The organism is Actinomycetota bacterium (genome assembly GCA_030776725.1).
In the GTDB taxonomy this organism is placed as follows: domain Bacteria; phylum Actinomycetota; class Nitriliruptoria; order Nitriliruptorales; family JAHWKO01; genus JAHWKW01.
The window spans coordinates 1-2,748 of sequence record JALYHG010000026.1 but is presented as its reverse complement, the minus strand read 5'-3'; the positions used below and the strand labels follow the sequence as shown (position 1 = coordinate 2,748).

Below are 2,748 nucleotides of genomic sequence, written 5' to 3'. Positions count from 1 at the left end.
ATCGCGGCCAGCACCGCGCCACCCCCGGCGGCGGTCGTCGCGAGGTGCAACGGGCGGCGCCCCAACGGCGCTCCCGCGCGGTGGCGCCACCGGGGGCCGTGCAGAGCACGCATCAGCGCGTCGTCGGCGTTCCCGGCTTGCTTGCGCACGCTGATCCACGGGTCGGCCGGCGGGACCGGGTGGTCCACCACCCGCTGCCCCTGGACGATCCGGTAGCCGGCGCGGGTCACACGCAAACCGAGCTCGACGTCCTCCCGGTACGCGCGTGGGAAGTGCTCATCGAACCCGCCGACCTGCTCGAGGACGCCGCGGCGGTAGGCCATGTCCGCCGTCACCCACCGCGCCTCCGCCAGCCCCGCGACGTTGCGTTCCCAGTCGGTGGGAGCCCGACCCGGTGCGAGCGGCACACGGACACGTCCTTGGAGTCCAGCGACGTCACGTCCCGCGCCGGTCAGATCGTCCGCCAGGCGCTCCAGCCACCGGGCGGTCGGCCGGACATCATCGTCCAGGAAGGCCACCCAAGGTGCGCTGCACGCCCGCCACCCGAGGTTGCGGGCCGTGGCCGGACCGGACGCGGGACACGGCAGGACCCGGACCAGGTCGGCGATGCCCGACGGCGGCCCCGTCGGCAGGAGCGGGTCGCTGCGGTCGTCACGATCGTCGACCAGCACGATGCGCTGCGGGCGCGGACCGTCGCCCCGGTCCAGCGCCTGCAGCAGTCGATGCAACGATGGCCGCCCGACGGTCGGCACGACGATGTCGAAGACCACCGCCGGCATCAGTCGCCGCCACCGAACAGCGTCCGTCGCCGGACCAGGTACGGCCCGATCGCGAGCGCGTCGATCGGGGCTGACCCGAAGCACTCCAGAGCGTCCCGCGGATCGTCGACGATCGGCCGCCCGGCCGTGTTCAGGCTCGTGTTGGCCAGGACGGGCAAGCCGGTGCGCCGTGCGAACTGGTCGAGGAGCCGGTGCACCAGCGGTTCGTCGTCGTGGTCGACCGTCTGGATGCGGGCCGTCCCGTCGACGTGGACGACCGCCGGGACGCGGTCGCGCCACGGGTGGCGCACCTGGTGGACGAACAGCATGTAGGGGCTCGGCAGCGGACCGTCGAAGACCTCGCTCGCCCGCTCCAGCAGCACCATGGGGGCGATCGGCCGGAACTCCTCGCGACCCTTGACGTCGTTGAGGCGCTCGACGTTCGCGGCGTGGCCGGGATGTGCCAGGAGACTACGGTGCCCCAGCGCCCGCGGGCCCCACTCGCTCCGGCCCTGGTACCACGCGACGATCCCGTTGTCGGCCAGCACGGCCGCCGCGGCCTCGGCGATGTCGGCGGGGCGCTCGTGGGGGACGCCGGCGGTCCGTAGCCACGCAGCCAACTCCTCGTCGCTCCAGCTGCGGCCGAGGGCGATGCTGGCCATCGGCTGGGGACGGTCGCCTGCCTGATGCGAGACGTACAGCGCCCCGCCCAACGCCGTCCCGGCGTCGCCCGCGGCCGGCTGCACCCACACGGTCTCGAACGGTCCTTCGCGGACGAGCCGGGAGTTCGCCACGCAGTTCAGGGCCACCCCGCCGGCCATGGTCAGCACCCGGTCACCGGTCCGTGCGTGCAGCCACCGCGCGAGGTCGAGGATGGCCTCCTCCAGACGGACCTGGACGCTGGCCGCCAGGTCCGCGTGCTGGTCGGTCCACACCTCGTCGGCCGGGCGGTGACGGGCCTGCTCACGCTGCACCGGCTTGGCGAACGCCGCCCAGTCGACCTTGTCGACGGTGAAGGTCCCGTCCTCGTGGACGCGCACGAGATCGCGGAAGGCATCCAGGTGGGTGGGCCTGCCGTACGACGCGAGCGCCATGACCTTGTACTCGTCGGAGGAGCGCAGGAAGCCCAGATGGTCGGTCAGCTCCTCGTACAGCAGCCCCAACGAGTGCGGGAGCTCGGTGGAGGCCATCACCTCGAGGTCGCCGCGGCGCGAGCGCCCCGCGAGGTGGGTGGCGGTCTCGCCGCGGCCGTCGAGGCTCAGCACGCTCGCGTCGGGGTAGGGCGCGGCGTGGTAGGCGGACGCCGCGTGGGCCACGTGGTGCGGGACGTAGCGCAGCATCGCCGGGTCGAAGCCGGGGAGGGCGGTGCTGAGGAACGACGGTGCCCGCTCGACGTACAGTGTCCGCAGCCCCTCCCACCCGTTGGCCGTCACCTCGTCGCGCGGTGTGGGCGCCAGCGCAGGGTCGTACGAGTAGGACACCGCGTCGAGGTCCTCGGGAGTCAGGCCGGCGTGCGCCAAGCACCACGCGGCGGCCTGTTCGGGTAGTTCCCAGGTGGAGAACGGGACCGGCCGCTTGCCGTGCTTGCGCCGCGTGAAGCGTTCCTCCTCGACTGCGGCGACCACCTCACCATCGACGACGAGCGCCGCGGCGGGATCGTGGAAGACCGCGTTGATGCCGAGAATGCGCACCGGTTCTCCCTGTAACGGCTCGACGACCATAGCGTTCGTCGTCCTCGACGAACACGATGTACGTAACTACCTATCTGTCGCCAGCCGTCCGAACGAACGGTCAAGATCGGCGCGAACCGGCTGTTCGGGCGGCATCGTGCGGACTCGAGGCACGGAACGGATCGGCTCGTCCCGTCACACAGCGTTCGGCTTCCTTGCGGACAGTGACCTCCCGGCGTCGTCGGGTGGTCGTGGCAGCGTGAGTGGTCGGGGGCCCGCGACCACCATCGTGGTGGCGACGCGTGACCGGGCCGGCCAGG

General features: G+C 72.5%; 2 protein-coding genes. Both read right to left on the bottom strand.

Features of this window, described 5'->3' with window-relative positions; all coding sequences use genetic code 11:
- The coding region (locus tag M3N57_01105) for a glycosyltransferase (GenBank protein MDP9021306.1) at window positions 1-779 on the bottom strand (779 nt) is incomplete at its 3' end.
- Window positions 779-2,449 (bottom strand): carbamoyltransferase, encoded by a 1,671-nt coding sequence (locus tag M3N57_01100; GenBank protein MDP9021305.1) that lies wholly within the window; start codon window positions 2,447-2,449, stop codon window positions 779-781. The genes M3N57_01100 and M3N57_01105, both read right to left, overlap by 1 nt.
- Window positions 2,450-2,748 lie beyond the last annotated feature (299 nt).